The 25403-nt window shown below is 71.9% G+C and carries 24 protein-coding genes and 2 pseudogenes; 13 read left to right on the top strand and 13 right to left on the bottom strand.

Annotation, left to right across the window (positions count from 1 at the left end; genetic code table 11):
- Positions 1 to 382: 382 nt before the first annotated feature.
- Positions 383 to 1442 (top strand): annotated as a pseudogene (locus tag ACFCLZ_RS00240) (IS701 family transposase).
- A gap of 526 nt (positions 1443 to 1968) precedes the next feature.
- Positions 1969 to 2277 carry a hypothetical protein gene (locus ACFCLZ_RS00245; RefSeq protein WP_380282510.1) on the top strand — a complete coding sequence of 103 codons (309 nt, stop codon included), beginning with the start codon at positions 1969 to 1971 and terminating at the stop codon, positions 2275 to 2277.
- A gap of 374 nt (positions 2278 to 2651) precedes the next feature.
- On the opposite strand, the gene ACFCLZ_RS00250 is transcribed toward ACFCLZ_RS00245, so the two are convergent.
- Complete coding sequence (locus ACFCLZ_RS00250; protein ID WP_380282511.1) at positions 2652 to 2951, bottom strand: hypothetical protein; 300 nt, start codon at positions 2949 to 2951, stop codon at positions 2652 to 2654.
- A gap of 136 nt (positions 2952 to 3087) precedes the next feature.
- Between ACFCLZ_RS00250 and ACFCLZ_RS00255 the strand changes: the two genes are divergently transcribed.
- On the top strand, positions 3088 to 3255 hold the full coding sequence (locus ACFCLZ_RS00255) for a hypothetical protein (protein WP_380282512.1): 168 nt from the start codon (positions 3088 to 3090) through the stop codon (positions 3253 to 3255).
- A gap of 481 nt (positions 3256 to 3736) precedes the next feature.
- Here the strand turns inward: ACFCLZ_RS00255 and ACFCLZ_RS00260 are convergent, their stop codons facing one another.
- The 3 genes from ACFCLZ_RS00260 to ACFCLZ_RS00270 form a co-directional block, all read right to left on the bottom strand.
- Complete coding sequence (locus ACFCLZ_RS00260; RefSeq protein ID WP_380282513.1) at positions 3737 to 3952, bottom strand: DUF6243 family protein; 216 nt, start codon at positions 3950 to 3952, stop codon at positions 3737 to 3739.
- A gap of 352 nt (positions 3953 to 4304) precedes the next feature.
- Positions 4305 to 4622, bottom strand: coding sequence for a hypothetical protein (locus tag ACFCLZ_RS00265; RefSeq protein ID WP_380282514.1), 318 nt, complete (start codon positions 4620 to 4622; stop codon positions 4305 to 4307).
- 417 nt (positions 4623 to 5039) lie between these two features.
- Positions 5040 to 5705, bottom strand: coding sequence for a hypothetical protein (locus ACFCLZ_RS00270; protein WP_380282515.1), 666 nt, complete (start codon positions 5703 to 5705; stop codon positions 5040 to 5042).
- A 1047-nt stretch (positions 5706 to 6752) separates the two neighbouring features.
- Here ACFCLZ_RS00270 and ACFCLZ_RS00275 point away from each other — a divergent pair.
- Positions 6753 to 7139 carry a hypothetical protein gene (locus ACFCLZ_RS00275; protein ID WP_380282516.1) on the top strand — a complete coding sequence of 129 codons (387 nt, stop codon included), beginning with the start codon at positions 6753 to 6755 and terminating at the stop codon, positions 7137 to 7139.
- A 535-nt stretch (positions 7140 to 7674) separates the two neighbouring features.
- Here ACFCLZ_RS00275 and ACFCLZ_RS00280 read toward each other — a convergent pair.
- The 3 genes from ACFCLZ_RS00280 to ACFCLZ_RS00290 form a co-directional block, all read right to left on the bottom strand.
- Positions 7675 to 8139, bottom strand: coding sequence for a hypothetical protein (locus tag ACFCLZ_RS00280; RefSeq protein ID WP_380282517.1), 465 nt, complete (start codon positions 8137 to 8139; stop codon positions 7675 to 7677).
- A 446-nt stretch (positions 8140 to 8585) separates the two neighbouring features.
- Positions 8586 to 8879: a tetratricopeptide repeat protein gene (locus ACFCLZ_RS00285; RefSeq protein WP_380286396.1), complete on the bottom strand. Its 294-nt coding sequence runs from the start codon at positions 8877 to 8879 to the stop codon at positions 8586 to 8588.
- Positions 8806 to 9915, bottom strand: a complete 1110-nt coding sequence (locus tag ACFCLZ_RS00290) for a hypothetical protein (protein ID WP_380286433.1) — start codon at positions 9913 to 9915, stop codon at positions 8806 to 8808. The genes ACFCLZ_RS00285 and ACFCLZ_RS00290 overlap by 74 nt, the downstream gene beginning before the upstream one ends.
- Positions 9916 to 10117: 202 nt before the next feature.
- On the opposite strand from ACFCLZ_RS00290, the gene ACFCLZ_RS00295 reads away from it, so the two are divergent.
- Both ACFCLZ_RS00295 and ACFCLZ_RS00300 read left to right on the top strand, forming a co-directional pair.
- Entirely contained in the window at positions 10118 to 10330 is a 213-nt protein-coding gene (locus ACFCLZ_RS00295; RefSeq protein ID WP_380282518.1) for a hypothetical protein, read from the top strand.
- 451 nt (positions 10331 to 10781) lie between these two features.
- Positions 10782 to 11003: a hypothetical protein gene (locus ACFCLZ_RS00300; protein WP_380282519.1), complete on the top strand. Its 222-nt coding sequence runs from the start codon at positions 10782 to 10784 to the stop codon at positions 11001 to 11003.
- Positions 11004 to 11034: 31 nt separating this feature from the next.
- On the opposite strand, the gene ACFCLZ_RS00305 is transcribed toward ACFCLZ_RS00300, so the two are convergent.
- Together ACFCLZ_RS00305 and ACFCLZ_RS00310 are read right to left on the bottom strand one after the other, a co-directional pair.
- Positions 11035 to 11604, bottom strand: a complete 570-nt coding sequence (locus ACFCLZ_RS00305) for a hypothetical protein (protein WP_380282520.1) — start codon at positions 11602 to 11604, stop codon at positions 11035 to 11037.
- Positions 11592 to 11909 carry a hypothetical protein gene (locus tag ACFCLZ_RS00310; protein WP_380282521.1) on the bottom strand — a complete coding sequence of 106 codons (318 nt, stop codon included), beginning with the start codon at positions 11907 to 11909 and terminating at the stop codon, positions 11592 to 11594. Before ACFCLZ_RS00310 ends, ACFCLZ_RS00305 begins: the two co-directional genes overlap by 13 nt.
- 16 nt (positions 11910 to 11925) lie before the next feature.
- Here ACFCLZ_RS00310 and ACFCLZ_RS00315 point away from each other — a divergent pair, with 16 nt between their 5' ends.
- Positions 11926 to 13083, top strand: coding sequence for a hypothetical protein (locus ACFCLZ_RS00315; protein WP_380282522.1), 1158 nt, complete (start codon positions 11926 to 11928; stop codon positions 13081 to 13083).
- A gap of 180 nt (positions 13084 to 13263) precedes the next feature.
- Here the strand turns inward: ACFCLZ_RS00315 and ACFCLZ_RS00320 are convergent, their stop codons facing one another.
- Positions 13264 to 13953: a hypothetical protein gene (locus ACFCLZ_RS00320; RefSeq protein WP_380282523.1), complete on the bottom strand. Its 690-nt coding sequence runs from the start codon at positions 13951 to 13953 to the stop codon at positions 13264 to 13266.
- Positions 13954 to 14666: 713 nt separating this feature from the next.
- Between ACFCLZ_RS00320 and ACFCLZ_RS00325 the strand changes: the two genes are divergently transcribed.
- From ACFCLZ_RS00325 to ACFCLZ_RS00335, 3 genes and pseudogenes are all read left to right on the top strand, one after another.
- Positions 14667 to 15275, top strand: coding sequence for a GNAT family N-acetyltransferase (locus ACFCLZ_RS00325; protein WP_380282524.1), 609 nt, complete (start codon positions 14667 to 14669; stop codon positions 15273 to 15275).
- Positions 15276 to 15375: 100 nt separating this feature from the next.
- On the top strand, positions 15376 to 15870 hold the full coding sequence (locus ACFCLZ_RS00330) for a hypothetical protein (protein ID WP_380282525.1): 495 nt from the start codon (positions 15376 to 15378) through the stop codon (positions 15868 to 15870).
- Between the two features lie 258 nt (positions 15871 to 16128).
- Positions 16129 to 16855, top strand: a pseudogene (locus ACFCLZ_RS00335) (IS5 family transposase); the annotation flags it as partial.
- Here ACFCLZ_RS00335 and ACFCLZ_RS00340 read toward each other — a convergent pair.
- The 3 genes from ACFCLZ_RS00340 to ACFCLZ_RS00350 form a co-directional block, all read right to left on the bottom strand.
- On the bottom strand, positions 16807 to 17127 hold the full coding sequence (locus ACFCLZ_RS00340; RefSeq protein ID WP_380286397.1) for a YciI family protein: 321 nt from the start codon (positions 17125 to 17127) through the stop codon (positions 16807 to 16809). The pseudogene ACFCLZ_RS00335 and the gene ACFCLZ_RS00340 sit on opposite strands and share 49 nt — an antisense overlap.
- Before the next feature lie 1107 nt (positions 17128 to 18234).
- Positions 18235 to 22338 (bottom strand): trypsin-like peptidase domain-containing protein, encoded by a 4104-nt coding sequence (locus ACFCLZ_RS00345; RefSeq protein WP_380286398.1) that lies wholly within the window; start codon positions 22336 to 22338, stop codon positions 18235 to 18237.
- 7 nt (positions 22339 to 22345) lie between these two features.
- Positions 22346 to 22720, bottom strand: a complete 375-nt coding sequence (locus ACFCLZ_RS00350; protein ID WP_380282526.1) for a CU044_2847 family protein — start codon at positions 22718 to 22720, stop codon at positions 22346 to 22348.
- Positions 22721 to 23181: 461 nt separating this feature from the next.
- Between ACFCLZ_RS00350 and ACFCLZ_RS00355 the strand changes: the two genes are divergently transcribed.
- The 3 genes from ACFCLZ_RS00355 to ACFCLZ_RS00365 all read left to right on the top strand — a co-directional run bounded on the left by ACFCLZ_RS00355 (position 23182) and on the right by ACFCLZ_RS00365 (position 25368).
- Positions 23182 to 23679, top strand: a complete 498-nt coding sequence (locus tag ACFCLZ_RS00355) for a hypothetical protein (protein WP_380282527.1) — start codon at positions 23182 to 23184, stop codon at positions 23677 to 23679.
- Between the two features lie 202 nt (positions 23680 to 23881).
- Positions 23882 to 24424, top strand: coding sequence for an RNA polymerase sigma factor (locus ACFCLZ_RS00360; protein WP_380282528.1), 543 nt, complete (start codon positions 23882 to 23884; stop codon positions 24422 to 24424).
- A 167-nt stretch (positions 24425 to 24591) separates the two neighbouring features.
- Positions 24592 to 25368, top strand: coding sequence for a hypothetical protein (locus tag ACFCLZ_RS00365; RefSeq protein ID WP_380282529.1), 777 nt, complete (start codon positions 24592 to 24594; stop codon positions 25366 to 25368).
- Positions 25369 to 25403: the final 35 nt, after the last annotated feature.

The following is a 25403-nucleotide window of genomic DNA, read 5'->3' on the forward strand; positions in this document are numbered from 1 at the left end:
CGAGCCCGTTCCAGGACTGCCCCCTTCTTGAGCCCGCGAGCGTCCGAGCTCTGGTACAGACGGGGCCCCTGAGACACGCTGGCGTCATGAACGGCTACTGAAATGGCGGACCAAAGAGTCCTGGGATTGGTACTCCAGCAGGACTTCTCCATTCCCGCTGGTCAACGGCTTGGGAGTGGGGAGTGCAGCGGGCGGACGATAGGTCAGGGACGGTCTTCATGGGACCGCCCCTCGATCGTGTGCAGCCGTCGTTGAAAGTGGCAGTGACGGGGCAGCCTCCCGCCGTGATCAACGCTTCAGAACCCGCGCCTTGGGACCGTGAACTCGAACAGCTTCTCCTCCGTGTCGGCGCCCACCTCGGCCGTGTGGAGCCGCGCCTCGGATGCGCGACCACGTCCGCGGCCTGCTCGGCCCAGTTGGCCGCAAGAACGGCTGGCCGCTGGCCGAATTCGCCGGCCACTCCACCCCCGACGGCCTCCAGCACCTGCTCGCCGGTGCCCGTTGGGACGCGGACGAGATCCGCGACGAACTCCAGCACTACGTCGCCGAACACCTCGGCGAGGACGACGGGGTCCTGATCATCGACGACACCGGCTTCGTCAAGAAAGGCATCACCTCCGCAGGCGTGCAACGCCAGTACTCCGGCACCGCCGGCCGTACCGAGAACTGCCAGATCGGCGTCGTCGCCGCCTACGCCTCCATCCGCGGCCGGGCCCTGGTGGACCGCGAGCTCTGCCTTCCCAAATCCTGGACCGAGGACCGGGACCGTTGCCGCGCCGAAGATCCCCGACGAGCGGGACTTCCGCACCAAGGGAAGCCTCGCCAGGGCCCTGGTCCTGCGCGCACTCGCCTCCGACCTGCCCATCGCCTGGGTCACCGCGGACTCGGCCTACGGGCAGGAAGGGCGCTTTCGCCGACTGCTGGAGCAGTCCGGCGTCGGCTACGTCCTGGCGGTGCCCAAGTCCCAGTTCAGCGTGGGTTGTCCACGCATCGAATGGCTGTTTGCCCAGGCCCCGGACCAGGCCTGGGAACGGATCTCGCGTGGGGCGGCGCCAAGGTCCCGCGCGTCTACGACTGGGCGACCATCCGGCTGCCCGCCGTGGCGGAGTTCGACTACCAGGACGAAGCCCCTGTGCGCCAGCGGTGGGCGGTGGCCCGCCGCAGCCTGCACAGGCCCGACGAGATCGCCGACTACCTCGCCTGCTCACAACTCGGCACTTCTGTCGAGCAGTTGGTTCGGATCGCCGGGACGCGCTGGGCGATCGAGGAGTGCTTCCAGGCCGCGAAGGACGAGTGCGGCCTGGACCAGTACGAGGTCCGCCGCTACACCGGCTGGATGCGGCACATCACCCTGGCCATGCTCGCCCACGCCTTCCTGCCCGCCATGGCGGCGACCGCGGCATCAAAGGTGGCTGCAGAAACGGTTCCCGCACCCTGGTTGATCTCACCGTGGCAGAGATCCGGCGACTCCTGGCAGGCGGCGGTCCCCGCGGCCCGGGTGCGCCGCGGTGGCCGCTTCGTGATCACGCCCTGAAATGGTCCACCTGGCGCCGACAACGCCAGGCCGTCGCCCGCCACTGCCACTATCAACGCCGGCTGCACACGATCGAGGGGCGGTCCCATGAAGACCTCCCCTGACCTATCGTCCGCCCGCTGCACTCCCCACTCCCAAGCGCGACATCGGGTAGCACCGTGCGCCCGAACCGCTCGTGCGGGCTCCGCGGGCGGGGAAGCAGCTGGCCGATGTCCCGCAGGCCAAGACCTCCTACGAGGAGCACGTGGCCCTGCTCGGCATCGACCATCAGAGCGACGGCGGGACCCGCTGAGCGACTTGGCCGCGTGTCACGGAGGCCGCCTCGCATGCCGCCGGGTTCGGTGCCGGGGCTGGCGCCGTCGCCCGGCCCGGGCGCGCGGGCGACCGTGAGAACGGTACGAGGGCACGCGTGCCGCCGGAGGACGTGCTCGTCGGTGTCGGCGACCAAGGCGTCCCCGATCGCGTGGCGGGCGCGGTTGGTCGGAGCCAGGGTCCTCTCGCCTGGTCACGCCCAGATCGCGTCCTCCTCGTCGCCCGGTCCGCCGCCGTGGAGGCAGTGCGGTCTGCAGGTCGGATCCGAGGACGTCCTCGCGGCCGACGCCAGCGGGGCGGGCGACGGCCATAGCCGCGCGCAGCTCGACCTCGGCGCGGCGGGCGACGGCGTTGACGTCCTGGCGGCCGGCGAGGTCGGCGGATCCGGCGAGGGCCAGGTCCACGCACTCGCCCATCACGGTGCGGATTGAGCGCGCGGCCCAGCACGACCCGCACAGCCCGCCATCCCACTTCACGCCGCAGTCCTCGCACGGCGCCGCACAGCATCGCGTGCCGGTGAAGGTGGGCGTCGACCACGGCACGGCGCTGGTCGGTGGGGAGCTGGGAGATGGCGGCGCGGACCAGGGCTCGGTGGGTGGAGCGGCGGTCGGCGAGCTGCTGCTCGCAGTCCACGCGGGCGGTTCGGGTGTCCAGGCGGGGATCGGCCACCAGCGCGCCGCCCGCCCTGGGCTTGCAACCGATGCTGCAGCCGATCGACCAGTGCCACGTCGACGCCTTCCGGCTGACCCCCGCCCGCACGGGGTCGGTCTGCGCTCAGGTCGGGGCCGTGTTTCAGGAGCGTTCTTCAGTCGCCGACGAAGACGAGGTAGCGGTGTGGCTTGCGTTCGAGTTGATCGGCAAGGGCGAGCACTTCTGCTGCTGCCTCGGCTTCAGGGGCTGGGGCACTGTCGATCAGCACCCTCAGCTCAGGGGCCAGGAGCCGCATCTGTGACCTGTTGAACCAGGTGTCGTCGTAGGGGTCCACGTAGCCGAGGAGCGGCATGGCGAAGGTCTCGGCCTGTCGGCACAGGTCCCCGAGGGCCGGATGGGTGCAGACGGCCAGGATCTCTCCGATGTAGGTCCGGACGTTCACGCTGATCGGCATGCCGCCACCGTAGTGTCGACGCCACGGCCCGGCGACATCATTTGCTCTGCCCACGAGGCCGGGGCAGCCACCAGGCCGAGGCCGTGCTCCGGCAGAACGGAGCAGCCTGTCGGACCCGGCCAGTAGGTTACCGACCATGACCTCCGTGAACGCCACGACCCCCCGCGCCCGGATCAGCCAGCGGACCACCACCGCCTCCGGGCCCCTCTCCAGGGGTGCTCCCCGCAGGTCCCCCGCCCTCCAGGTGATCCCGCTGTGGGCCGCACCTCACGCCGAGGTCCTCCCGGCGACGCCTGGGCACTGAACCGGTGGAACGGCCGCGGCGAGCCGTCACTCCTGCCAGATACCAGGTGAGCCGCAAGGGACCCGGCACCAGTCCTCCCAGCACACAAGTGACGTCCTCCCCGCGCAGGCGGGGGTCAGCCGCGTTCGCAGACCTCTCGAAGTGACAGCATGGTGGGTCCTCCCCGCAAGCGCGGGGGTAAGCCGATGATCGCCAGCCGTCTGCAGGCGAGCAGGGCGCAGCGGGATGACACCGGCGCGGATGGCTTTGTCGTGGTGGGAACGGCGTTCGGCGAGGGCCTGGGCGAGCTGGTTCTCGGGTTCGCGGCGGCTGGGGATAGTCAGTTTCTGGCGGGCGATGGCGGTGGTGACCGGGTTGGTGGCCGGGAGCTGAGCGGGACCGGCCGTGCCCGGTACGGCAGCAGAGCCCAAGTATGGCAGCAGGGCTCGGCCGCGCCTCGCGGTCCGAGCCCTGCCCCGTGCCTCCCTGCGGCGGCGGTGCGTCAGCTCTGTGCGGTGTCGTCGCCCGCTTGCCCGGCGCTTTCAGCTGTGCCTGCCTTCTCGCGCATCTTGCGTACCAGCTCCGCCTTCTGGTCGGCTGCGCCCTGGCGGTCGAGGTTGCGGTGCGGACCGTTGTTCTGTCGTTCGGCGCGGGACAGCTTCTTGCGCTGGCCGCCGCCCATGCCCACGGGGTTGTTGATGTTCTTGCTCACGGTCACGGGTCTCCGGTTAATGATGTGAAGTGATCTACGGATTCATCGGTGGAGGATGGGCGGCGACGTCGAGGGATGTCAGCGGGGCCCGTCACGCTCTCACTCGTAGATCGGCGTCTGGACGAACATGACAATGACGTTACCTGGTTCCGCCGGCCCCGCGTACCAACCTTTTCGCTACCCCGGCGTCGGCCGGGCCTTCGCCGCCTGCCCGGGGCCAGCCGCTTCCTTCCGGGAATCTCAGCACCACCAGGCCCTGCTGGTCGCCACCCGTCCGGACAGGTTCAGATGGGCGTTACTGGGCCGCTGTGGGCATTGTCAGTGGTCGGAGCACACGGACGACACGGAAGAGATCATCTCACTCGTGCCCCGCCGTTGAGGCACGGACGGCATCGGGCCGGGCCGACTCGTCGTCGGTGGGCGGGTGATAGGCGTCCTCGGGTTCCCGCAGGCGGTAGTGCCGACGCAGGGTCTCAGGTTCACGCCGCAGTCCTCGCACGGCGCCGCGCAGCATCGCGTGCCGGTGCAGGTGGGCGTCGACCATGGCACGGCGCTGGTCGGTGGGGCCCTGGGAGATGGCGGCGCGGACCAGGGCCTGGTGGGTGGAGCGGCGGTCGGCGAGCTGCTGCTCGCAGTCCACGCGGGCGGTTCGGGTGTTCAGGCGGGGATCGGCCACCAGCACGCCGCCCGCCTTGGGCTCGCAGCCGATGCTGCAGCCGGTCGACCAGTGCCACGCCGGCGCCTTCCGGCTGACCCCCGCCTGCGCAGGGAGGACTTCAACGCCGTGAGGAACAACTACCCGAATTCCGTTCTCCCCGCAGACGCGGGGGTCAGCCGGCCAGGGTGTCGGCCTCGGTGAGCCGGATCTTGTCCTCCCCGCGCCCGCAGTGGGTGATCCGGTCTTTACGTCGTAAAGGCGAGGTCGTCTCCGTGTTGTTCTCCCCACGAGCGCGGGGGTCAGCCGCGTAGGCAGCGGGCGGGCGGGGCGGTGTGCGCGTATTCCCCGCGCAGGCGGGGGTCAGCCGAAGCGGCTCTGAGCAACATTTCGGGATGACCAAGCGTAAACGGCCCGTGAGCAGGGAGGACTCGGAGGCTACGCTTCCCGTGCTGGTCGACGGCGTCGTCCTTCTGGGGTGAAGGTGAAGCTGGCGGCGAACGGAGCGTCACCCCGGCGGACTGCCAAGAGCAGTGGCCGCTCGCTGCTGGGTGGCCAAGAGCACTCGGTATCCGGGTCGGTGCCGTTCCAAAGGTGAAAGAACAGCATGGGTGCGGAGGGGTCTGTGGTCACGTAGCCGAGCGTCTTCCCGTAGTAGGGGTTGGTGCTGCCGAAGAGCACCGACGGCGTGCCGAAGGCCGAGGTCACGTCGGCCCATACATGGTCCTGACTGGCCCACGAGTCGATCGCAGCAAGCATTGTGGCGTACTCGACTGCGCTCAGCGCCCGGTCCAACCTGAGCCATCCCTGCCGGTGCGCGAACTCCGCGTAGACGGAGGCCGCGCTTGTGCCGTGATCAGTCGCCAGGAAATCCTCGAACGCCCCTGTCACGCCAGTCGGGGACCATGCCTTGCGCCGCTCCAGGGCGCGCTTCTCGTCGTCCCATGCTCCCGGCCGGCGCTCAACGAACAAGAGGTGGTCCAGCATCAGCCGGATGGCGAGCTCGCCTCCCCACATCCCCGGTCGGCGGAGGGCGTCGTTGAGCTGGGTGACGAGGTGGGCGTGGATCTCTTCCGAGGACGCGAGAGGGGCGGTGGCAGGCATACCGCCAGTCTTTCGCACCGCAGTCGGCGAGCCGGGCTCAGGGTGTGAGGAGAATTCGGCGCCGGAGGAGATCGAAGCTGGCGCGCCCATAGCCTTGGCGTTTGAGGAATTTGACCCGGTTTACGTGGCCCTCGACCATGCCACTGGAGTAGGGCAGGGCCAGGCCGACGGTCACGGCGTCGAAGTCCCTTCCACGGATGGGTGGGGGACACACTGCGGTCCCCCCGCGCAGGCGGGGGTCAGCCGCACTAGTTAGGCCCCATTCTTTCGGATGGGCGGGCGGACCAGGTGAACATGCCCGCGATGTGGGGTCCTGCCTGGAAGACGGTGGCGGTCTTCTCGTAGCGGGTGGCCGGGCCTCGCCCGTTGTTCGCGCGGTTGATGCGGCGTTCGATGGTGTTGCGCCTCTTGCAGGCTTCACGGTCGAAGACGGGCGGGCGGGCGGCCGCCGCGGCGGCCCTTGCGCTTGTGGCTGACGATCTGGTCCGAGGCTGCGGGATCACCGCCCGGATCCCGCGCCTGCGCAGGTGCTCGCGGATGGTCCACGAGGAGTGGGCCCGGTCCGCCGGAACCACGACGGGCCGGGTGAGCGGCCGACCGACCGGGACGTCCGCCCGGATGGGGCCCGCTCCTGCCGTGCCCCGGTCCTGCCGGGCCGTCCCGCTCGTCGGGGGGCGAGGGCCTGCTGTTCCCCGGCCGCCTGCCGGGCCGGATCCGCGCTTGTTCACGGTGGCCGCCGTCCGGGCCCGCAGCGGCACGGGCGGGGGGAGGCGACGGTCGGAACGGACCGCTCACTCCGCATTCCTGCCCGAACCGGCGGCCCAGGGGGGCGACCGCCTCGCGGCCGCCGGGGCAGACAAATCGTTTGTTTTCCAGGGGATCCCCACCAAATCGCGGAACGGTCGCGATGCTTCAACTCCTTTGTCTCCAGGCCTGGTTAAGGTCGGTCCAGCCTCACGGGACCAGACGTCGGACGGCCGTCGTGCGGCGCCCCGTGGACCTGCCCGATTGGACCGGTGTGAAGTGAATCGAACGTATCACCGCTCGTTGGACCGTCCGTCGACCACGACCGTCCGGGGCCGGATGGCCTCTGCGGCGAGCGCCGCTGCGGTATTGGCGTGCGTCCTCACCGGCGTCGCCGTCGGCGTGGCCGGCGGCTCGCCGACCGTTGCCGTGGCCGCGATCCCGGCGCCCGCTGTCGACATGGGCCCCGTCCAGCCCGAGGCGCACGCGGGGTCCGGTGCCACCACCAAGGCTCCCAATCCCACCACCAAGGCTCCCAGTCCCACCATCACCAGGCCCGGCACCCCCACTACCTCCAAGCCCACCGTCCTCCCCACCACCCCACGCCCCGCGGCCCCCGCCGAGGTACCCGCACCCGATGCGGAGGCGCCTCTGCCCGCTCCCGCGGTCCGGCCCCTCGCGGCCGGGTGAGCAGCCGGGTTCCGTCCGGGCGAACATGTGCGGAGCCAGGTGACGAGGGCTGCTGCGGTGACGGTGCCGAACCAGGCGTATCCGCGTTCGTCGTGTCGGTTGACGACGGCTCCGGCGTGGTCGGGTAGCCGGGCCACGTTGCCGTGGCCCGGCCCCCTCAGAACCGGGCGTGCCTGTGTCCTCCCCGCGCCCACGGGGGTCAGCCGCCATCGAGTCGGCGGTGACGCGCAGGCGGCGGGTGGTGGGGTCGTAGCCGGCGAGGTGCCAGTGGGCGGCGGCGTCGGGGCCGACGATCGAAGGCCAGTGGTCGCGCAGGCCTGCGCCGGCGGTGCCCAGGGTCCAGCCGTGGGCGGCGACCAGGGCGAGGAACACGTCAGCGATCGGCTCGGGTTCGCGCGGGCCTCGGCGTGCGGCGGTAGCCGGCGGGGCCGCGCGGGCGGTACGGGGGTGAGGGTGGTGCCGTTGGTGCGGGCGGCCTGGCGGGCGGCGCGCAGCGCGGTGCGGGCGAGATAGGCACCGGTGGTCGGGGTCGGGGTCATCGGGCGTTCACCGCCTCGGCATCGGCCAGCGGCGAGCGGGCCAGCCTCGTGAGGGCGTCGGCGCGGTAGGTGTCGAGGGCGTCCCGGACGGTCTCAAGGTCCGACCCGAGGACGTCCTCGCGGCTGGCTGCGGCGGGGCGGGCAGCGGCCATCGCCGCACGGAGCTCGGCCTCGGTGCGGCGGGCGACGGCGTTGACGTCACGGTGGTCGGCGAGATCGGCGGCCCCGGCGAGGGCCAGGTCCACGCACTCGCCCACCACGGTGCGGATGGAGCGCACGGCCCAGCACGATCCGCACAGCCCGCCCGTGTGCTCGGCGCCGCAGTCCTCGCACGGTGCCACGCGCCGGGCCGCTTCGGCGGCCTCGGCCCGCGCCTTCCGCTCGGCCCGGCGCACCTCGGCCTCGGCACGGCGCTGCTCGGCCCGCTCGCGGTCGATCACCTGCTGCTCGGCGCGCAGCATCGCGTGCCGGTGCAGATGGGCGTCGACCGCGGCACGCCGCTGGGCAGGGTCGGCCCGTAGGAGGCCTGGACGGTCAGCGATCGGAGTTGGTGGCGTCCTTACCGCTGGAGCCAGCGAGGCGAGCACGCGGTCATTGCGGCGCGCCGTTGGGCCTCGGCGCGGCGGCCGACGGCGTTCAGTACCGGCCCCGCCGCCGGGGCCTCCCCGGCCGCCGGGCCGAACAGGCCCGACTCGTCGCCGTTCCTGACCCTGCGCACTGCCGTCGTCCTCCTCGCGGCAGCCGTCATCGGTCTGGTCGGCGGCGGGCTGACCTTCCTCGGCGGCACCCCGGCCGCCGCCGCGGTGCTCGCGGGACTGACCGCTGCTGGGACGAGCGTGCGCGGACTGCACGAGTTGATCGGCTGAGCCCCCGGACCGGCCCCAGAAGAGGGAAGGATAATGATCAATCACTTTCCCTCGAAGAACTGTTGCGCTCGGCGACTGGTGAGGGTGTCGGGGTGGTCGGCGCCGAGCACACGGACGCTGTCCTGGACCACGGCATCAAGAAGGCGGGCCGCCTCGGCCCGCTCCCCCGCCGCCCCGAGATTGACAGCGAGATTGAAGCGAGCAGTCAGGGTGTCGGGGTGGTCGGCGCCGAGCACACCGACGCTGTCCCGGACCACGGCGTCAAGAAGGCGGGCCGCCTCGGCCCGCTCCCCCGCCGCCCCGAGATTGACGGCATGGCCGTGGCGGGCGGCCAGGGTGCCCGGGGAGTCGGCGCCCGACGGGGCCGAAGACGCTTGGGTCCCGGCGGTCGAGTCTTTCCCGGCCGAGGGGGTTGTCCGGACTATCCGGGACAACCTCCGTGTGGTCCGGGGCCGCGGCCGGACTGTCGGGCACGGCCTGGTTGGGGTATACGGCCTGTAGTTCGTCGGTGATGCGCTGAAGGGTCTGCTCGTCGGTGTCGTTGACGGACGCTGCCCGGGCGAGGGCCTGGTCGATGTCGTCGGCGACCGGGTCCGCCCCTGCGCCGGTGCTGCCCGCCGTCGTGTGCGTGCTGCCGTCCGCGGCCGCCGATGGGTCAGTGCTGTGATCTCGGGCGCGGAGCCGCTTGAGTGCGTCGGTCAGCTCGTCGACCTGCTGCTGCACCCGGGCCGCGAGGTCCTCGGCCTGCCGCTGCTTGTCCCGCGCGCGGCCCAGTTCCTCCTTCGCGCGACGCTCCTGGTCCAATGCGCGTGTGAGCCGCTGCTGGGTGTCCTCGAGTTCCCGGCGGTCACCGGCCCGACCGAGGAGCCCATCGCGTTCGGAGGACAGGCCCTGCACCCGGCCGACCAGGGTGTTGATCACGGACAGCAGCACCATGACCAGTTGCGTCGAGTGCTTCGCCGTCTCCTGCAGTTCGGCCTGTCGCTCCAGGGCCCGCGTCAGGCGTTCATACGTCTCCACCTGCTGCGCGCGTACCTGTTCGAGTTGACCGGCCAGGGCCGCGGTGCCGTCCTGGTCCGCGTGCCGGTCCTTCGGGTTCCTGGCCTCCGTCAGCAGGCGGCGGCCCTCGGCCTGCAGCCGCGCACACCGCGGCGGATCGGGGGCGGTCACCTTCACCAGCAGGAGCACGAAGCGCTCCGCGGGTGCCGGATCGCCGGACAGGTACTCCCCGACCCTCGTCTTCGAGTAAGGCACCCGCTCCGCGACGGACGTCATCGTCAGCGGGCTCTCGTCGATCCGCGCCCGTAAGAAGAGCGCCAGCGCCTCGGCCTCCGGCGTCCGTGCCCGGATCGGCCCCCACGGCCTGCCCATGTGAACTCCCGCCCCTGACACCGGTCGTGTCCTGGACGTCCCGGGACAACCCCACCGTTGTCCGGACCTTACCTGGGCAAACAACCCCACCGCTTAGGGACTACCGAGAACGCCCGCACGCTGTTCCTGTCCGTCGGCACTCCGCCGCACCGACCCGATCCGGGAACCGCTCCGCAGACCCCGGCACCCGATGGAGGAGAACGTGAACACGCCCACCCCGAACCCCTCGAACCAGTCCGGCCCCACCCCGTTCCTGACGGTCCGCACCGTCGTCGTCCTCCTCACCGCGGCCGTCATCGGCCTGGTCGTCGGCGGGCTGACCTTCCTCGGCGGCGGTCACAGTGCCGCTGCGGCGGTGGCCGGCCTGGTGGCGTTCGGCCCGAGCGTGACGGGGCTGCACAAGCTGATCAGCTGACCCCGACGAGGCCCCAGGAGAGGGAAGGATAATCCCGGCTATCCTTCCCGGCGCCCCCGCACCTGCGGGGGGCAGTCGTTGCACTCGCCGCCGACCGCCCTGCTCGCCGAGTCTTCCCCGCGCAGGCAGGAGTCAGCCGAGCGCCGTCCGGACGCGCGTCATCTGCGACCGGGTCCTCCTCGCCAGTGCGGAGCCAGTCGGACACCAACCTGGTGAACTCCCCCGGCTCTCCCGGCCACGGGCGGGCGGGCCGGCCGCCGGCGAGCGGCACCAGCTCGCCGGCGGCCGCGCCCGCCGTCCGAGCAGGTCCGTACCTCGTCGCCACTGAGAACCCGCCACCCCTTTCCCCGACGGACGAGGCGTCCTCCCCGCAGGCGCGGGGGTCAGCCGGGCTACGCGGCACCGTGGGCCGGGACCGACTGCGTCTGGCGGGTGGTGCGTAGCGGGGGGCGTGGCTGCGGGCGACGGCGAGGGCGGCGCGGTGGCGTTCGCGTTGCTGGCGGTCGTGGTCGTCGGTGTCGGCGGCCGGGGTGTCTTCGAGCGCGGTTCGGCGGTGGTGTTCGGGTTCCCGCAGCCGGTTGTAGTGGCGGGTCAGGATGGCCTCGCGCTGGGCGGCGGCTTCGTCGAGCGCGGCTTGGCGGGCGAGGGCCTGCTCGCGCATCTGGCAGCGTAGTTCCTGGTAGGCGGTGTGGCCGGCGGTCGGGTTACGGGGCCGACGCGGTCGGTACGGGGCCGGGGCGCGGGCTGCTCGTCGACGTCGTGGTCGTGCTGCGGTTTGGGGGCTGGGCCGACGCGGACGTCGATGGCCGCGACGGTGCCGGGCCGCAACTGGTGAAGGGCGGTAAGGATGCGGCGGGTCTGGTAGCGGTGTTGGGCGGCCCAGGCCGGGGAGTCGGCGGTGACGCGCAGGCGGTGGGTGGTGGGTCGTAGCCGGCGAGGTGCCAGTGGGCGGCGGCGTCCGACCCGACGATCGAGGGCCACTGGCCGCCCCAGACCTCCACCGACAGGTCCGCGACCGCCTCCTGGCGGTTGGCCAGCGCGACCGGCCCGGCGCCGGTGACCACCAGGGCGACCGGCGGATACCCGGGCCGGGTGTGACCGAGCCAGGTACGGCGCCACCAGTGCACCATCCGATCGGCCGGCTCCTGGTCGGCCAGCGTCGGGTCGGTGCTCTTCACCTTGGTGCGGAACAGCTCGCGGTAGACGGTGAACTTCGCGGCCACCCGCTCCGGCGACATGGTGGAGCGGTCGACCTCCACCATCAGCACCGGCACCCCGATCTCCGGCGCCCGCCACACCCTGTCCGCGCGCGGTGCTGCGGCCTACCAGTCGGCAGCAGGAACCCGGTCTCGGTCGCCCAGTCGGCGACGGTGCCGACCCCGCCCGGCGCCGTGCCACCGGAGACGAAGGCCAACACGGTCTCGTTGACCGCCATCACGTGCTGCGCGCCGGAGCGGCCCGCGCCCCGGGCCGTTCCGCCCAGGTCGGAGCGGGGCAGGCCGAGCACCTGCCCGGCCTCCTCCAACCCGGCCGCGCCCTCCAGCCGCCACGTCTTCTGCCAGTCCCTGGTATTTGCCATCGGAGGCGACCAGGCCGTGCAGCGCGAGATCGCCAAGCGCCTGCCGAACCACCTTGTTCGACACCGCCCCCGGGCGCAGCAGACGCTGGAGCTGGTCGGCGGTGGCGACCTTGAGGACACCGAACACATCGGCCCGCAGGACGATGGCCGAGCCGTTCGGGCTGGCGGCGCCACGTCGGTACGCGGTCCGGTCCGGCCGGGACGGCTCGGCCGTGCGGGTGGACGCAGTTGCAGACCTGACCGGCGCCCGTACCTTGATGCCCCGTCCGGGGGCGGGCATCAAGGTATCCGCGCCCGGCCCCACCAATGCTTTGACCTGCGGCATTACCGCCGCGCCTTGCCGAACCACCAAGGTATCGGCGCGGCGGCCGGGGCGGCCGTCAAGGAATCGCCCGCCCGCTCCGGGACGGCCATCAAGGTACCGCTGGGAGCCGGACCCCTCCTGGCCACTGCCGACGCTGCCGCCCGGCGCCGACGAAGCCGCCCCCTCGGCCATGCCGTACCGGCCGTGACGCCCAGCCGTGCGGTGCGGTACCTGGGCGGCCACACGGCCGCGGGCGGCCGTCGGCTCGTCGGTGTGCTGGAGGCGGCTGCGGGCGGCCGACGGGGTGTCGGTGCTCGCTCCTACGATCACAGGGTGCCCGATGCCTTCACCGTCCTGTGGACCCACGACGTATGCCGCGCCCTGCGTCGAGCCGGCCGCACTGGTCAGCGGCCGCCGGTCGCCTTCAGCGGCGTCCACACCTCCCTTCCCGCCTGGTCCGGCGCCCAGGCGGGCGATGAGGTGTATGCGGTGCACGTCAGTCAGCGCGTCGTCCATGTGGTGAGTCGGATGCGGATCATCGACCGGGCGCGGGGCACGTGCTGCGGTTCCGCTCCTGCGGGCCGGGGCGAGCCCGCGTTTCCCGGGCACGGAGACTGGTCGATGCTCGGCGCCGACGGCTGCGGCGCCCAGGTGGTCCATGTCGAGGCCACGCCCGTGCGCTTCGATCTGCCTGTCCCCGGCGGCGTCCTCGCCGAACTCTCCTGGCGCAACCGCCAAGGCCGCACCCGCCAGCTGAAGTACGTGGTCGACGGGCTCCTCGAACGCTCGATCAGCCTCCAGGGCTTCTACCGCCTCACCCCTGAATCCGCCGACGAGCTGGCGGGGATCGTGGACGCCGCCGCCGTGTGAGAGCCGGCAGTGTGAGGTACGGGCAGAAGGACACCGGCCGATACGGCTACGCGCCAGCAGATACACGGGACAGCGTCAGCGCTCCGGCCTGGGCAACGCCGTACTCACCTGCGATTTTCCCCTTCACAACCACTGACACGGAGCCGTAGCCCACCGCCGGCACCGGATCCGGACATCACATCAGGTCTGGCGTTGGTGGTGGACGACGGGGTGGAGGTAGCCGGCCAGGGTGTGGGCGGCTTCGGTGGCCCAGGCGTCCAGGCCGCCGGGCAGCGGGCCTTCGGGCAGGGCGCGGCGGGGTGGGGCTTGGCGGTCGTCGGTGCGGGGTGGGGCGCCGTGGGTGGTGGTGTGGGTGACGGCGTTGATGATGATCTCGTTGACGATCATGGCGTGGGGTGCGCCGGTTTCTCCGGCTCCGCGGGCGTGGCCGCCCATCTCGCGGTCGTCGCCGAGGGCCTCGGCGGCGGCGAGGAGGCCTGCCGGGGTGAGGCCGAAGATCTTCTCTCCGGGGCCGCCGCTCCTGCCGCCGAGGGCGGAGCGGGTGCCGGGCTGCGGCCTGGCGCCGGGGGTGCCGATGCTACTGGTGCGGCCGCGCTCTTCGACGAGCTTGTGCTTGATGAGGTCGCGGACGGCTTCGGCCACGTGCTCGGTGCGGTGGTGGTCGCGGTACTCGTCGTCGGCGATGAGGGCGTGGAGCTGCTTGTAGGTGACGACCTTGAGCCCGCCCAGCACCGCGAGGACGTCGGCGCGCAGCGCGGCCGGGCTGCTGTTGGGGTTGCGGGCGGAGCGGCGGAAGTGCACCCGGGTGGGCCGGGCCGGCTGTTCGCCGTCGTGCCGCTCGCTCTGGCCGTGGTCCTGGTCGTGGTCCATGCCCTGCCCCCGCGCTGTCGGTCGTTCGTGGTGGTGATCTTCTCTGCTGTACCGCACACCACCGACACCGGGCCGCCCCACCCACGCGCCCGCCGCTCGTCGCCGGCTCCCGCTGCGCGCCGACCACCGGGAGGCGCCCGGCCGCCCCGACCGGGAAGGGGGAGGGCCACAGCGGCCCTGGAGCGGGTAGGGCAGCACTGGACCCGGCGGTGAACCCGAGCCCGCCCTACCCAACTGCACCACCAACCACCAACCACCAACCACCAACAGCTCAAAGAAGGGAAGCGAGAGGGTTTGTCGGCAAGCTCGGACGCTCGAAATCTTGGGGCTGAGCTGGGGAAATGTCGAAAGCCCGGTGAACGCTTCCCCCGGGGCAGCACCCGGGGACGGCCCCGGGTGCTGCCCCGGGGATCTACGACCCACTCTTTCGCCTCGCCGGGCCCGCACGCGCGCCGTGGCGGCGGCTCAGGCCCTGGTCGGCACGCTGCCCGACGCGGACCACGAGCACGCCTCTTCGCTCAGCTGGCCGGACCGGTGAGCGTCGGCGCCGGCGGGGCGCAGCCGGATGGGCTGTCGGCGCCAACCAGGCGGTGGCGGGGTGACGGCGGCTTCCAGAGAGCGGGTTGGTGCGGTCTCGTTCAAGGGCGCGGTGGGTCTCCCCGGGGGAGGAAATGCCTTGTCAGGGGGGTTGCCCCGGTGACAGGATCGGTACGGTGAATGACGAACTGGCTCAAAACGCCCTCGCCGTGCGTCCCATAACGGACGCCGATGTCCCCGTCGCGGTCGACACTCTCGGCCGGGCCTTCGCCGACTATCCCTTCACCCGGCATGTGATCGCCGCCGACGACCACGAAGCACGGGTCCGGCGCTTTCAGGAGCTCTGCCTCACCCGCATCGCTGTGCCTTACGGCCGCGTGTGGGTCGCCGAGGACGGCCTGGCCGTGGCCGCCTGGACCGTTCCTGATCAGGACCCCTCGCCCGCCTTCGCCGAGATCGGCCCGCTGCTCGGCGAACTCATCGGCGACCGGCAGAGCGCCTTCGATACCGCTGAACAGGATGTGGAGCCGTACCGGCCGCAGGAGCCGGTGTGGTTCCTCAGCACGGTCGGCGTTGCTCCGGAGGTACAGGGGCGCGGCCTGGGCCGTGCGGTGCTGCTTCCCGGTATCGAGGAGGCCGAACGCGCCGGGTGTCCCGCGTTCCTGGAGACTTCCAGCGAGGCCAACGTGCGGTTCTACGAGCGGCTCGGCTTCCGGGTCACGGCCGACGTCCCGTCCTCCGACGGTGGTCCCCGCACCTGGTGTATGCGCAGGGACCCGAGCTGAGAAGCCGGGACTGCCGGTGGCGGCCGCTTGATCGCGGGCTCTGAGCGCCGGTTCAGGCGGCCGGGGTGACGAATCGGGTGGTGGCGGCGTTGGAGCGGGGGTGAGCAGCACTTCCTCTCCCCGCCCGCGGCGCGGCGGCACCGGGTTGGGGCCGGACGTCGGCGGCCGGGCCTTCGCCGTGGTGGGCCGGGCGCCGCGGTCCCCGCTTCCCTGGTCGCAGGAGTCGGTCGACGACGGGCTGCAGAGCGTGCTGGCCGGCCATCAGCGGCTGGTGGCCGCGCGGTGGGAGGCGGCGTTCGAGGACCTGGACGAGGACGCTCTGGGCGAGGTGGCCCAGGAGGCCTGGCAGGACGGGCGGGCCCCGGGCCGGGGCCGTCGACGTCTTCGTGCGGAGCCTGGTGCGGCAGCTGGAGGACTGGAAGCAGGCCGACGCCGCGTTGGAAGGGGCGCTGGAAGCAGGCCGGCGCTCGGGCGGCCGCTGCCGGTGTGGGCGGCCGACGCCCGGGCCGCCGAGCAGGGCCGGCTGTGGGGCGCGCGGCAGGCGCTGCTGGAGGCTGTTGCCCGGCACCACCACGGCGGCCCCGCGCCCTGGTGAGGTCCGGCCACGGTGACCTCGCACCTTGATGGCCGGTCCTAGAGTGACGGAATGTCGCTACGTGCTGAAGTCCGATACAGGCGGGACCGGATCGAGACCCCCGACCATCTCGACTCCCTCGAGGACGTCGACACCCTGATCGACGAGCTTCTCGCGGGCCCGGTGAACGAGAACCTGGCCCAGATCATCCATCTGGACCGGGAGAGGATCGTCCTCAAGAACCCCGGCCGCCCTGGTACGGAAATTCCGGATCACGAGGCCCGCTGGGCGGCGGCCGGGGTGGTCGGCCGGATCCGCGACCAGCTCCGCGAGCGGGTCCGCCGGCGGACGGGCCGGGCGCCGGGGGCGGTCGCCACCGTCATCGACTCGCAGTCGGTGAAGGCCGCCGACACCGTCGGCAAGGACTCGCGCGGCTACGACGGAGCGAAGAAGATCAACGGCCGCAAGCGACACCTGGTGGTCGACACCCATGGCCTGCCGCTGTTCGTCATGGTCACCCCGGCCGACATGACCGACCGCGAGGCCGCGAAGGAGGTCCTGTTCCGGCTCCGCCTGATGCAACCGGAGATCACGATCGTCTGGGCCGACTCCGGCTACGCGGGCCCCAAACTCAGCGGCTGGGCGAAGAAGTACCTGAACCTGACGCTCAGTACCGTCGGCCGGCCGAAGGGCGCGAAGGGCTTCGTGGTGATCAAGCGGCGCTGGGTGGTGGAGAGGTCGATCGCCTTGATCATGAACGCCCGCCGTCACGCCCGGGACTACGAACGCCTCATCCAGCACTCGGAGTCGCTGATCACCTGGGCGGCGATCACCCTCGTGACCAGGCGCATCACCCAGCGGCAGTCGCGCCGGGCCGGCCAGTCCGAGCCCCGGCCCCCGATCGGCCACTGATCGTTCTCAAGCTGCCCATCGGCAGCGCGGCCCGGAGCCACCGAATCACGACCGGACCCACTCTCCCACCGCCCCGGACCGTCCGTCAGCCCGTTCCACCACCGGCGACCACTCCCGCACCGAGACGACCTCGACGGCAGGCAGGCCGAAGTACGGATCGGCCTGCACCAGCGCATCGACCGCAGTCCGGTCGGACACGTCGAAGACCAGCACCGCACCGGACCCGTCGGCCAGGGGACCGGCCGCCAAGAGTCGGCCGTCCGCGGCCAGGGCGGCAAGTGAGTCCCGATGCGCCTGGCGGGCCTCCAACCGGGCAGCGTGCAGGACCGGGTCGACGGAGCTGAAACGCAGTTCAATGATCCACATGCGCGCGATGCTACGACGCGGCGAGCACGGCGGCCGTCTGGCATCACGATGCGGACACCACCCCCCGCTTCGTCGGCCGGGAGCCTCGTCCGTTCTGCTCCGGCCCAGCTCATCAGCGACCTCTGAGCACAGCCATGTTCGAATCCCGACCAGGGCAAATACCTTCAGGGCCTTCGAAAACAGCCACTTATAGATTCCTGCCCGCTTCGGAGGGCGCCCGCCGGCGATGGCCCGTGGTTGTGCGTCCCGGGTCCGGCGGGCGCCCCGGCGGCATCGTAGGTCATCCGACCCAATGCGGCCGGTCAAACCGACACTACGGCGGTTTGACCGGCCGTTTTGATGTCCGAAGACGTGGATCGCCCCTCACTGTGTCGTGAGGGGCGATGGATGTTTTTGCTGTTCAGGTGGAGTGTGCGGGGTGGGGGTGGGGTTCAGTCGCGGGCGTGGCGTCTGGGGGGCGCGTGGTGAGGATTTTTGGGGGTGTCGTGGTTGGTGGGGCGTCGGCGGGCGGGTCGGGTTTCGGTTCGGAGGATGTCGAGTCAGGCGACGAGTTTGCGGTGGTTGGCGTGGGCGAGCTGGAAGCGAGGAGGAGGGCTTGGGCGGCGTGGCCGCCGATGCCGGAGTCAGCAGACGCAGGTGCGCGGGCAGGTCGCGGGTGGGGGTGGTGTCACCAGCACCTGAGGCTGGCGCGGGCACACGCCCGTGGTCCGCGTTCGGGGCCGCTCCCGCCGCGCCGGATCTCGGTGGCCGCCATGTGGGTCGGCGGCCCGATCAACCTGGTCTGGGACAACCTGAACACGCACCTGACCGCCGACATGAAGCGCTGTGCCGTCGAGCACGACTGGCTCACCGCCTTCCAGCCGCCCCCGTATGCGCCCGACCTCATCCCGGCCGAGCGGGTCACTCCTGCGACGCTACCCGATGGCCAATACCGCCTTCACCGACCCGACCACCCCGCCCGTACCCTCCGCCGAGGCCTACGGCACATCAAACTTCGACCCGCCCCGCTCGACGGCCGCCTAACGGGCACTGGCTTATCGTCTACTCCACTGACCCCGCCCTGAAACCTCAGTAGATCAGTGGGGCAGAAGCCGTCTGGCTGCAGGTTCATGAGTGGCAGGCACGCGCGGCGTCCCGGGTCAGGTATCTGTCCTCCTCATCGGCGCCGAGGTTGCGGGCGACGGCCGCGCAGATCGCGCTGATCGCGGTGTCTGGTACGGGGTAGAACCAGAGCCGAATGGCGGCGTCGTAGCCTGCGGTGGCGAGCGTGCCGTCCGGACTGAATGCCATAGCAGAAACGGGGCTGTGGCTGGGGAGGATGGTGACGCCCTTGCCGGTGACGGTGTCCCACAACCGCACGGCGCCCTCGCCCGCGCCGGCGAGGGTATGCCCATCCGGACTGAACGCCAGCCCAGACACGATGTTGACGGAGTCGGTGAGGATGGTGACCGTCTTGTCGGTGGCGATGTTCCACAGCTTCACGGTGTGGTCGTCGATGTTGGTGGCGAGGGTGCGCCCGTCTGGGCTGAACGCCACCGCCCTCACGTAACCGGTGTGGCCGGTGAGAGCGGTAGGAGTGGTGAGGGCTTTGCCGGTGGCGGTGTCCCACAACCGCACATCAACGCCTTCGCTGGTGGTGGCGAGGGTGCGCCCGTCGGGGCTGAATGCCGCCGACCGCACCGGACCGGCGTGGTCGGTGAGGGTGGTGACCATCCTGCCGCTGGCGGTGTCCCAGAATCGCACGGTGCCATCGTCACCGGCGGTGGTGAGGGTGCGCCCGTCCGGACTGAACACCACCGACCGCACCGGACCCGTATGGCCGCTGAGGGTGGCGGTGGTCGAGCCGCTGGCGACATCCCACAACCGCACGGTGCCATCGTCACCGGCAGTGGCGAGGGTGCGCCCGTCCAGGCTGAACACCACCGACGACACCGGACCCGTATGGCCGCTGAGGGTGGCGGTGGTCGAGCCGCTGGCGACATCCCACAACCGCACGGTGCCATCGTCACCGCCGGTGGTGAGGGTGCGCCCGTCCGGACTGAACACCACCGACCGCACGAAACCGGTGTGGCCGGTCAGCGTGGTGGCGCTCCTGATCCTGGCCTCGTCCCACAACCGTACGATGCCCTGCGTGTCGGCGGTGGCGAGGGTGCGCCCGTCCGGGCTGAATGCCACCGACGACACGGCATCGGTGCGGCCAGGAAGGGGGGTGAGGGGCGTGCCGCTGGCGGTGTCCCACAACCGCACGGTGAGGTCGTCACCGGCAGTGGCGAGGGTGCGCCCGTCCGGACTGAACGCCACCGACCGCACCGGACCGGTGTGGCCGGTGAGGGTGGTGACCATCCTGCCGCTGGCGGTGTCCCAGAATCGCACGGTGCCATCGTCACCGGCAGTGGCGAGGGTGCGCCCGTCCAGGCTGAACACCACCGACCGCACCGGACCCGTATGGCCGCTGAGGGTGGCGGTGGTCGAGCCGCTGGCGACATCCCACAACCGCACGGTGCCATCGTCACCGGCAGTGGCGAGGGTGCGCCCGTCCAGGCTGAACACCACCGACCGCACCGGACCCGTATGGCCGCTGAGGGTGGCGGTGGTCGAGCCGCTGGCGACATCCCACAACCGCACGGTGCCATCGTCACCGGCAGTGGCGAGGGTGCGCCCGTCCAGGCTGAACACCACCGACGACACCGGACCCGTATGGCCGCTGAGGGTGGCGGTGGTCGAGCCGCTGGCGACATCCCACAACCGCACGGTGCCATCGTCACCGCCGGTGGTGAGGGTGCGCCCGTCCGGACTGAACGCCACCGACCGCACGTAACCGGTGTGGCCGATGAGGGTGGCGGTGGTCGAGCCGCTGGCGACGTCCCACAAGGACACAGTGGCACCGGCGCCGGCGAGGGTGCGCCCGTCCGGGCTGAACACCACCGAATGCGTAAAGCCGGTGTGGGAGAAGCGGTGGCGCAAGGGGAGATGTGCACCGTCACGGAGGGCGGCGGCGGCTTCCTTCGTGGGGCTGGCGAGGTAGGCGTTGACCGCGAGGAGGGCGGCGAGATCAGGGTCGGCATCGATCAGAGACGCGGACTGGGCGGCGAACTGCCGGGACTCAGCGACCTGCCGGGCGGCCACCGCTTGCTGCCGTTGCCAGAAGGCCACGCCTGCGGCGATCAGGGCGAGAGCGAGAGCGGCGGCCAGGACGATGTTGAGGCGTCGGCTCCGTCGGGCGGCGGCCTGCTGACGGCGGCGTCCGGTGGTGAGGAAGGCATCCAGGCTGGCGGGCATTCCGTGGCGGTGGCTCGCCAGGTCGATGCCTTCGGCGAGGAGGGTTCCGGTGGGCAGGTCCTGGGGGTCGCGGTGTTCCTTCCAGCGGTCGTACTGGTCGCGGGCGCGGCGGAGCCAGTCGTGGAAGCGCTGGTCCTGCTCGACCCATTCGCGCAGGGTCTCCCAGTCGCGGATCAGCGCGTCGTGGACCAGTTCGGCCACTGCGGTTCCCTCCGCGTCCTCCGGCCGCGCGCCTTCGTGGACACGGTCGGTGGTGACGATGCGGTGCCGGGAGAGAACCGCCAGGACCTCGTCCACGGCTCGCCGCGCGTCGGGGGTTTTGTCCTCGGCGGCCATGTCGCGCAGGTCACTGATTGGGAGCTGCTGGCGCGCTGCCGGGATGTTCAAGGACGGGTCGGCGGGGCGGACCAGGCCGGTGAGGATTTTGCGGGCGATGTCCCGTTGCCGGGGGTCGAGTTCGCGCAGGGCAGCGTTGCACCAGTCGGTGAGGGCGCCGATGACGGCGCCGATGCGCTGGTAGGCGTCGTGAGTGAGGCGGCCGTCGTACTCCAGGCGGCGCTCCCACAGCCGGGTGAGGGCGACTTCGAGCAGAGGCAGAACGGTGACGGGCGCGCCGCCGGCGCCGTCGGTACGGGGGTTCAGTTCCAGGACGTTGGCGATGATCTGCTCAGCCAGGCCAGGCTCAAACGTCGTGTCCAGGTCGCGGGCGGGGCCGGTGACGATCGCGTCCAGGTCCGCGGCGCTCAGGGTGGCCGGGACGTTGAGGACACCGCTTGCCCGCTGGGCGGTGTCCAGCAAGTCGGGGGCGAGCGCGGACAGGCGGGAGTAGAAGTCGTCGCGCATCACGAGGACCACGCTCAGGTCCGCGTCGGAGCGGATCGCGGCGGTGATCCGGGCAAGCGCCTGGAGGGCCTCGGGGCCGGCGGAGGGGGCGAGGAGTTCCTCGAACTGGTCGACGACCAGCACGGTGCGGGCGTCAGGGACCCCGGCTGCGTCCCCGTCCTCGCTCCCGGGCAGGCCCGCCTGGCTGAGGGCGCCCGGCAGGTCCGGTCCCGGCCGCGTGAGCACCTGGCGCCAGCGGTCACTGCCCGGCAGCCGCCCGGCGGCCAGCGCGGGCAGCACCCCTGCCTGGACCAGCGAGGACTTCCCCGACCCGGACGGGCCCAGCAGCAGCACCACCCGCCGCCCGCCGGCCAGGCCCGCGAGGACCCGGTTCACCGCGTCCTCGCGGCCCCGAAACCAGCGGGCGTGCTCGGCGGTGAACGGCTCCAGCGCCCGGTACGGCGACACGTCCAACTCGCCGAGCGCAGGCCACACCTCGCGCAGGACGGCGGCCGGGGTGACGTAGGCGATGCCCAGGCCGCGGTCGTGGGCGTCGGGGGCGGTGATCGCGGTGAGCATCCCCACCACCAGGCCCGTCGCCTCGTCCAGGACCGGCCCGCCGCTGAACCCCTGGGTCAGGTCGTTGGCCCCGGTGAGTTGCAGCAGCTCACCGGCGCTGTCGGCGGCCGGCAGCAGGCCGCCGGCCGTGGCGAACCCGAAGTGCCCGCCCGTCGGCGCCTGCACCGGGAACCCGAACGAGCACACCCGGTGCCCCCGCGCACCCGCCGCCGACCCCAGCGACAACGGCGCCACCCCCACCGCACGCTCCAGCCGCACCAGCGCGACGTCCTGCTCGTGAGGATCGCGCCACGCCTCCTCCAGCACCCGCCCGGTGACCTCCGGGACACCGGGCGCGTGCGGGAAGACCAGCGTCACCACCGAACCGGGCCCGTAACCGCCGTCCTCCAGGACGTGCGCGCACGTCACCACCAGGCCGTCGGCGACCAGAAAACCCGCCCCCACCACCAGCCCAGCCCCGTCACGGACCTGCACGACGGCCGCTGGCAGACCGTCGCCCGCACCGGCCCGTAAGGTCCCTCGTCCCACCATCATCCGGTCAGGCCGCCGACTCGTCGCCGGCCTCGGGAGCTTCGGCCCCGGCCGCAGTGGCGCCAGCGTCCTCCTTGCGCCACACCACGCGCACCGTCAGATGGCACTTGGCTTCGGTCTTCGTGATCACCATCCCGGCGGCAGCGGAGAGATCGACCCCGAACTCCACCTGCACCTCGTCCGGCCCCGCCTCCCGCAGCCGGTGCAGCACCGTGCGCGCCAGGCCGGTCACCGGCTCCAGCGCCGACCCCAGACTCTCCGGCAGCTCCCGGACCGTGTCAGCGACCCGCCCCGCCTTCACCGGTCCCGCCGCGGCCTCCTCCGCCTCGACGAGAATCGAACCCCCGCCGTCCAACCGCACCCGCGCCAACTGCTGCCCCACGTCACCCTCCCAAGCGCCGCCCCACGACGGCCACCGCCACACCGTAGTACGTGCACCGGCACACAGCGAAACCGTGAACTGCCCGACAGACAGGGATGATTGGACCATCCCGACCTTCCGCCTGCACAACCGCGCAACCACCACGCCAGGGCACCCGCAACACAGGTGTGGGAAACGATCTCCATGCCACAGGGAAGGGAGCCACTGAACCCCGCACATAGCCCGACGTCACCGGATTCCGTCGGTTGGCCTCGTAGCCGGGCCCGGCACCGTGTTGGCGGCCGCCCGGCCGACGACACGGCGGCGGGCCGAGCGCCGTACGGCGGCCCGCTCCCTCGGTGGGCCGGGTCGCCGTCGTGACCTGGGGTGGAACGGTTCAGCGGGGCGAAAGACGGCACCTTGGCGAGGCGAAACCCGTCGGCCTGCCCGTGACCTCGGCGGCCCGGGCGAGTTCACCGGCCATGACGAACGTGACCGTCCAGGTGGACGAGGTGGACCTCGGAAACGAGGACCAGGAGCAGCGGCACGTGGCGAACGGGCTGCTCGCCGACGCGGGCGAGGCGGGCCGGCCGGCGGCCGGGTGGGTGCGCGGGCTCGCCGGGCGGCAGACGCAGGAGGCGCACCGCACGGTGCTGGGGCGGGCGGCCGACGCCGTCGAGCGGGCCTGCGGGCGGGAGGTCGTGCCGGGCGGCGAGGGCCAGCTGGACGAGGAGCTGGCCTACGACCTCGGCTCCGGTGTCGTCACCGGAAGTCCGCTCGCCGCCGCGCTGCCCGAGCTGGCGGCCGGTGAGCGGGTCGCGCCGGCGGCGGTGTGCGCGCCCGCGGCGGCGATGCCCGGGGTGGTGCTCGGCGATCTGGAGCGCGAGCTGCCCGTGCTGGCCGCCACGATGGACGCCGCCGTCGAGGCCGGCCGGGCCGTCACGCCCGGCGGCCCGGACGTTCAGAGCCCGACACCCTGAAGGACGCCGGCCTCGACGGGGGCCGGGCCGACGGGACGGGCGGCGGGCAGACGCGGGCCTCCAGCCGCTCCAGCTGCTCCGCTCTCTATCAGCGGTCCGCAGCATCGTCGTCGAACCGGTCGCAGAAAATCCTTAGGAGTGGGGTGTTAGATCCGTCGCTGGCCCGACATAGACAGGGCGGGATCCGACATGGGGAGTGGTCTTGGGGGAAGAGGATGCGTTCCGGACTGTCTACGTCCAGCACCACACGGCCGTCTACCGCTATGTCCGTCGCCGGGTGCCCCCGGACGACGCCGCCGATGTGACGGCCGAGGTCTTCACCACGGTGTGGCGGCGCTTCGGTGACCTTCCCCGCGAGAGGGTGCTGCCCTGGCTGTACGGCGTCGCTCGGAACACCGTCGCCAACCACCTCCGCGCGCGGGAGAGCGCGCCGGCGGCGGTGACGGTCGGCGAGTCGGTGACGACGGCCGTGGCGCGCGACGTGGGAGAGCAGGTCGCGGCCCGTGACGCGGTCCGCCGTGCGTGGTCCGTTCTGTCCACGGCCGACCGGGAGGTGCTCGCCCTGATCGGCTGGGAAGCGCTCCCGGTCAGGGACGCCGCCAGGGCCATGGGCTGCAGTAGTGCGGTGTTCTCGATGCGCCTCCTGCGGGCGCGGCAACGGCTGCGGAAGGCCTTGGACGACCTGGAGAACGGTTCCCTGCAGACGAGAGCGGCAGACACGCGGAAGGTGGGGGTGGTGCAGTGAGTACTGCGAGACGGATCAGGGAAATGATGGCATCCAGCGATCCGGCTGCCAGCGAGCTGTCGCCGCCGGGCGAGGCCGAGGCAGCGCTGGAGAGGATTCTTCGCAGTACCGCCCCGGCACCGGCCGAGGTTCGGCCGAGGCCCAACCGGCGGCGCATGGTTGTTGGCTTGGCCAGTGCCGCGGCCTTCTCGGCGGTGGCGTCGGCGCTGCTCGTGCTGCCGGGGGGAAGCGGCCCCGCCGTCGCTGCCACCCCCGCGCTGCTGGCGTACCACCTGACGCCGGAGCAGGCGTCCACCGACGCGAGCACGCAGATCCTGCGGATCGCCCGCACCGCCCGGTCGGCCGACGAGACACCCACGAACCCGCTCGGGCTGCACTGGCAGGAGTGGTCGCTCAACACCAGGGACGACCACGGGAACATCTCCTCCCGCGTTGTCCCGTACGACTACAAGATCCTCGACAGCGCCACAGGCCCTGTCCGCGAACGACGCAGCCTCGGCGGGTCGGACAAAACCCGCACGGACCCCTTCCGCCCCACCCTCCAGGACATCAGCACACCGCAGGACGGCCAGACGCTCAAGGACTGGCTGCGCAGGCGCACCCCTGGCATCGACGGCCCGCTGGGGGCCTCGCAGGCGGTCCACGACCTGCTCGTCGAACGCGCCCTGAGCGCTGGCCAACGCGCCGCGGTACTGGAGCTGATCGCCTCACTGCCGGGCATCGAGGCCACCGGAACCGTGACCGACCGGGCCGGCCGACCGGGCGTCGCCTACTCCGCAACCTCCCGGGAGAGCGGCCTGCCCACCCGCTACACCTTCATCATCGATCCGGCCACCGGCAGCGTACTGGCCCAGGAAGCAACCCTCACCGAGACCGCAGGCATGCTCAACGTCCCTATCCCCTCGGTGATCAGCTACAACGTCTACTTCAACCCCGCCCGCTGAACACCCGGACGTGCCGGGTGGCGGGCGAGGCCATC

This window comes from Kitasatospora purpeofusca (assembly GCF_042691725.1).
Classification (GTDB): Bacteria; Actinomycetota; Actinomycetes; order Streptomycetales; family Streptomycetaceae; genus Kitasatospora; species Kitasatospora purpeofusca_B.